A 6,003-nucleotide genomic window follows, 5' to 3' on the forward strand; every position below is an offset into this window, starting at 1 on the left:
CCAGATAAAAAAAGTGAGGCCGAAGCCTCACTTATCTCATTGATTTCAAAATCAATAACTACATACAGACTTCCAGCTGCCATCGGTGGCCTTGGGTTCACTGCTGGTCCACCAGTTGGCCTGCCACACCACCTTGTTGTGAGTGATGCGATCGCCAGCGTTGGCATGATCCCCTTGCGGCCAGGTCGGGTAAGCCTTGTAGGCCGCCGGATTGATGTTCTGGCTGCTGCAGGTCGCACCGCCCTCACCACCGCCCGAACCCAGTACGGCCTCCGGCAGGGTCGGGAACTCGGCCTTGAGACCCGCAGTCTGGCTGCCGCTGATGATGCGGATGCCACTCGGCACACCGGCTGCCGGCAGATAGTAGGTCATCGCCACTTCCACATCGCTGCCCGGCGTCCAGGCTTTCCAGGTCGGCAGCGTCAGAGCCACCTTGTGGAAATCCTTCTCGTTGGCAATCCCGTCAGAGTTCTGGTTGCCACCGCTCTCCACCACTTTCAGCCCCACCCCGCTCTGGTCAGTGATGGTGTCGGAGGTAGAGGTGGGTACCAGAAACTCGATGCGAGTGCCGCCCGGAATGGTCTGGGTCGAGTTGTTGGTGAGCTTCAGGGTCGGGTTGATCGGATAGTTGGAATCACCCTCCTTGAAGCCGGAGAGGCTCACAGCGATGTCGAGCTGGGCAGTTGGCGCAGCCAGATCGTTCTGCTTGGTGTTGTACTTGGTCGCCTTGGCGAACTTGTCGTAGGCGAGCGTGGTCAGGGTATCCCCCATACCGTACTCTTTTTTCACCGGATCGTAGGCATAGTCACCCGCCATCTCCCAGAACATCACACCACCCAGACCACGATTGACGATGTAGTCCAGCTTGTGACCCATGGACTCCTCATCCTCGGTGGAGAGGAACACCTTCTTCTCCTCGTTCCACAACCAGGGGGCATGGGCCTTGTCGTCGTAGTAGCGGACATACTTGCCCTGCATCACGTGCGCCGGGTTGTTGGGATCCAGACCCCAGGCCTGACCGTAGCTCGGCATGGTGGTGATCCCCAAGTCGGCTGCGTGTTCCAGGTTCTTGGCATGCCACATGGGGATGGCGCCACCGCCGATCTCCTTGCCGTTCTTGTCCAGATCGTGCCAGATGTTGTCGATGCCGACCGCCCCGTTGCCGCACGGAATGGTGCTGCCACCGGTACCCGGCTGACAATCACTCTGACTCGGCAGGGCTGCCTTGCCGGCCAGGCCGTGAGTGCCACCGCTGACCCCTTGCCAGCCACGGGTGTAATAAGGCACACCCACGTTGATCTTGCCGGCCGCCAGTGCACCACGGAAGTAGTGAGCAGACCAGGCTGCGTTGAGGTAACCGATGCCACCAAACTCTTTCTGGGTGTAAACGCCCCACTGCGCCAGCTCGGCGTCAGCCTTGTTGTCAAACAGGGCGGCGTTGTGGCCGACAAAGTGGTTCCAGGCACCGTGGAAGTCGTAGGTCATCAGGTTGACATAGTCGAGATACTGGGTGACCTGGAAGTTCTCCATGCCGCGCAGCAGATAGGCGGAAGCTGGCGAGGCGATGGTCAGCATGTACTTGCGGCCATCCTCGCTGCCCGCCCTATCCAGCTTGCTGCGCAGGGTCTGCATCATCACCTTGTAGTTGGCAAACAGCTTGCTGCGGCACTGGTTGGAGAGCGGGAAGTCGTTGGGGTTGCCCGCATCCTTCATGGAGGTGGGGTATTCGTAGTCGATATCGACCCCGTCAAAACCGTACTGACGGATAAAACTCACCGCAGACGTGGCAAGCGCATTGATGCCATCTGTGTTGACCGAGCAGTCGCCCTTGGTGGTGGCGGTGTAGAAGCCGCGCGTATCGGCCCAGCCCCCGACCGAGATCAGGGTTTTCACGTCCGGATACTGCTTCTTGAACTTCGACAGCAGGTTGAAGTGCCCCTTGTAGGCGAACTCCGGATCCATCTCGGCTCCCGGCACGCCATCCCAGGTCATCTTGGTCGCCGAGTCATCCACCTTGATGGTGTGGCTCTGCTCGTCCACCGCCGCGAAGGCGTAGTTGATGTGGGTGATCTTGCTCCACGGAATGTCGCTCACCAGATAGGCGGGCAGGCCATTCTTGCCGGTGCGCCAGGAGGTGAAGTAGCCGATGACCCGGCGGGCATGGTCATCCCCCATGCACTCGTAGCCATCAGGACGATAGATCTGGCGGATATCGCAGGAGAGGTTGCCGCCGGAAGGTGGCAGCGCAGCCTCCTCGACAGTGACGTTCACTGCCGCCGACTCGCCAACCAGATTGGTCTTGTCGGTGGCGACCAGCTTGAGGGCGGCACTGCCTTTGGCATCGGGCGTCCAGTTCACCTGCCAGGGGGCGGCATTGTCTTCTCCTACCCTCTTGCCATCGACAAACAGCTCGACTTTGGCCACATCGTTGTTGGCATCGGTGACGTTGCCGCTCACCGCCACGCTGCGACCCAGGGTCACCTTGGCACCGCTGGCCGGGCTGCTGATGCTCACCTTGGGCGCCTCTGGCGCTACCACGGCTGCAACGTTGAAGCTCGAATCAGCTTCGCTCAGAACCTTGCCATCCTTATCCAGCGCCCGCGCTTTCAGGGCGTGCGCCCCAACGCCCGCAGCACTCCAGCTGGCCCCCCAGGGCGAGGCGCTGGCCGTGGCGACCAGCTTGCCGTCGACAAGGTATTCGACCTTGACCAGCGCAGTGACCGGGCCACTCAGGGTCACCGCTAGCACCACGCTGGCCCCTTCGTTGAAACTGGCACCGGTAGCCGGTGAGCTGACGGCCACACCGAGCGCAGGTGGCGGCACTTCGCCGCCGTAGAGCTTCCAGGCATCCGCCCAGACCACCCCGACACCGGGTTCATAGTGATAGGGTGATGCCCCGCACCAGCCCGAGTAGGGGAACTCTTTGCATTCATAGAGGGCGCCGGCATTGCTGACGATATCACCGGCTTTGTAGGCAGTACCGGCCTTGTAGGCGGGATAAGCTGCCTGCGCCCAGGCGGGCATGGCAGCGATGGCCACCAGCACGGCAAGCCGGCTGGGCCTCAGGAACTGTTGCATATTGTTATCTTCCTTGTTTTGTCTTGGCATTGGTGACCAAGGCAAAGCACAAACGCAACCTGCGTGAAAGACGGGAGACTACCGGCCATGGACTCGCCGCACACAGCCTCTTCACCCGGGGAAACCCCGCTATCTGGATCATCGTCTGATCGGCAGACCGGAGGTTTTGCGTCCCGGCATTTCGACCGGTTTGCCCTTTACCTGGGTTCCGTGAGGAACAAGTCGAGTATAGGAATCAACCCGCAGTGCCTCAATCTTCATTCTCGAAGAAAAATATGTGGTTGCCAGCGGGATCACATTTCCCACCACGCCCATTGGTAAGTTTTTCATCAGTAATTTCAGAGTGTTAGCCAAGTCAAAAAACGCCGAATTGCGCTCATTTGTATCCCGGTAATGTGCGTTGGCTCACTGGTACGATATGCCGAAAATGTGACAATGCGCGCCCTTGGTCAGCGACCAAGGCTATGGAAACACTGGCAAAAATAAAAAAGGAACACCTATGAAAGGTACTCGCACCCTACTGTCTCTGGCTGTGGGGCTGGCCCTCGCTGCACCCGGCGCCCATGCCGCCTTCGTCTGTCCCACCGATCCGGCGCAACTCACCCCGATCCCGACCATTCAGGGAACTGGCTCAGGTAGCCAGTTCGCGACCGACACGGTGACCGACAAAAACGGTAATGTAACCGGCAAAATAAGCCCCGGGACCTTCAATGTTCGCGGTATCGTGACGGCGCTGGGCCAAAGTCTGACCAAGGGTTTCTATCTGACAGACCCGGTGGGTGATGGTAATCCGGAGACCTCCGATGGCATCTTTGTCTATCTGAACGACAAGGAGTTTGCGACTAACTATGCCGACATCAAACCGGGGGCAGAACTCTGCCTCGAAGCCAAAGTCGAGGAGTATTACGGCGGCACCCAGCTCAAGCCTACCTTCGAATCCAGCAAAGCCCGCCTGCAGGTCACAGCACAAGGGCTGAATGTGCCGACCAGCATATTGCAGGTCAATGAAGGAGAGACGCTGGCACAGGCGCTCAATCGCCACGAAGGGATGCGGGTACGGCTCAACAGCAGCAGCGATCTCCATCTGACCCGCAACTACGGTTTCGACTACAAGGTTTATCGCAACAACGTCGAACTCTCACACAAGGCGCCGCTGCTCAAGCCGACCCAGATCCATGTTGCCAGCAGTCCGGAAGCGGTCGCTCTGGCTGCCAAAAATGGCAGCAACCGTCTGGTGGTCGAGTCTGATTACAAAGCGCCGGATGGCGTACTGCCCTGGTTCTCGGGCTGGGATGCCGATCAGGGCTATCTGCGTATCGGTGATCAACTGACCGGGCTGGAAGGGGTGATCGTCTACAACAAGGATGCCTTCCGTCTGGTGGTACCGAGCGATGTCACCCTGACTGCCGGTGCCCTGCTGCGCAGCCCTGAAGAGGATCGTCAAGACGCACCGGCTCGCCTCTCTGGCAGCGATCTGCGGATCGGCAGCTTCAACGTGCTCAACTACTTCACTAGTCACTCCAGCATCGGCGGTGCACTTAATATCCTGTGCAAGGATCAGGCGGATGCCGACAGCACCAAAGGTTGCAACCGGGGTGCCAAGAGCCAGCCCGAGTTCGAGAAACAGCGCACCAAGATCGTCAATGCCATTACAGCAATGGATGCCGATCTGCTCGGCCTGATGGAGATGGAGAACAACGGCTTCGAGGATAACTCGGCCCTCCACAATCTGGTGACCCGCCTCAACGAACAGCAGAAGGATGCGAGCAAACACTACGCCTATGTACGTCTGCCGGTCAGTGCCCTTACCGATGGCAAGTTCTTCGGCGGTGACGCCATCATGGTGGCGATGATCTACCGTCCTGCCCTGCTCACCCCCAGCGGAGATGCCAGCGTCATCAAGCTGCCGGAGCAGCGCTACACCACTGGTGGTGTGGCCAAGACAGCCGGTCAGCGCGACTCGCTGGTTCAGACCTTCACCCTCGCCAAGAGCAAGGAGCCGCTGACGCTGGTGGTCAACCACCTCAAATCCAAGGGGTCAGGCTGCTACGAAAATGGCGATGGCAAGACAGAACCGGCCGATCTGCAGGGCAAGTGCACCGAGTTCCGAGTCTCTGCCGCCAAGGTGCTGGGTAAAGCGGTCAGCAAACTGCCGGGCCAGGTGCTGCTGGTGGGCGACTTCAACTCCTACGCCAAGGAAGATCCGATCCGGGTACTGACCGACTACAACCCGGCCACCAGCGAGCGGAAGATCGTATCGGCCTCCCACACCTTTATCGGTGAGCAGTCCTATGAACAGCTCGGTCGCGAAGTGACTCGCAGCTACGGCCTGATCGATCTCAACGTCAAATTCAACAAGGAGAAAGCCATCTCCTACAGCTACGACGGGGAGCTGGGCACCCTGGACTACGCCCTCGCCAACCCGGCGCTGGCCAGCAAGGTGGCAGGTGTCGCCGACTGGCACATCAACTCCTTCGAGAGCTCCCTGTTCGAATACGGCAGCCAGTACACCGGCTCCCTGCTCAAGTCTGACAACCCCTTCAGTGCCTCCGACCATGATCCCATCATCGTCGACCTGAGACTGGAGAGCGATGCCACCAAACCGGACACCTCCTCAGGCGGTGGTGCACTGGGACTCGGCCTGCTGGCCCTGTTGCCACTGGCCTGGCGACGTCGCCGTTAACCACTGGCGTATCTGAATAGTGCAAGCAAAGCTCGCGAGTCTCGCGGGCTTTTTCATTCAGGTCATTGGATTTACAAATGAAAGACGCGGACGTATGGAGAAAATAAATGATAGAGAAAACAAAAAGGCCACCGCGATGCGGTGGCCTTTTTGCTTCTTGTAACAAGAATTTGGTGGAGCTACGCGGGATCGAACCGCGGACCTCTTGCATGCCATGCAAGCGCTCTCCCAGCTGAGCTATA

2 protein-coding genes and 1 riboswitch are annotated in these 6,003 nt (G+C 59.2%); of the genes, one reads left to right on the plus strand and one right to left on the minus strand.

What is annotated here, in order from left to right:
* Positions 1 to 51: 51 nt before the first annotated feature.
* Entirely contained in the window at positions 52 to 3,078 is a 3,027-nt protein-coding gene (locus tag G5154_RS16445; protein ID WP_421251331.1) for a glycosyl hydrolase family 18 protein, read from the minus strand.
* 116 nt (positions 3,079 to 3,194) lie between these two features.
* A riboswitch (cyclic di-GMP riboswitch) is annotated at positions 3,195 to 3,283 on the minus strand.
* A gap of 294 nt (positions 3,284 to 3,577) precedes the next feature.
* Between G5154_RS16445 and G5154_RS16450 the strand changes: the two genes are divergently transcribed.
* A complete protein-coding gene (locus G5154_RS16450; RefSeq protein WP_421260038.1) occupies positions 3,578 to 5,761 on the plus strand; it encodes an ExeM/NucH family extracellular endonuclease in 2,184 nt (727 codons plus the stop codon).
* Positions 5,762 to 6,003: the final 242 nt, after the last annotated feature.

The organism is Aeromonas sp. 600527 (assembly GCF_049175415.1).
In the GTDB taxonomy this organism is placed as follows: domain Bacteria; phylum Pseudomonadota; class Gammaproteobacteria; order Enterobacterales; family Aeromonadaceae; genus Aeromonas; species Aeromonas veronii_A.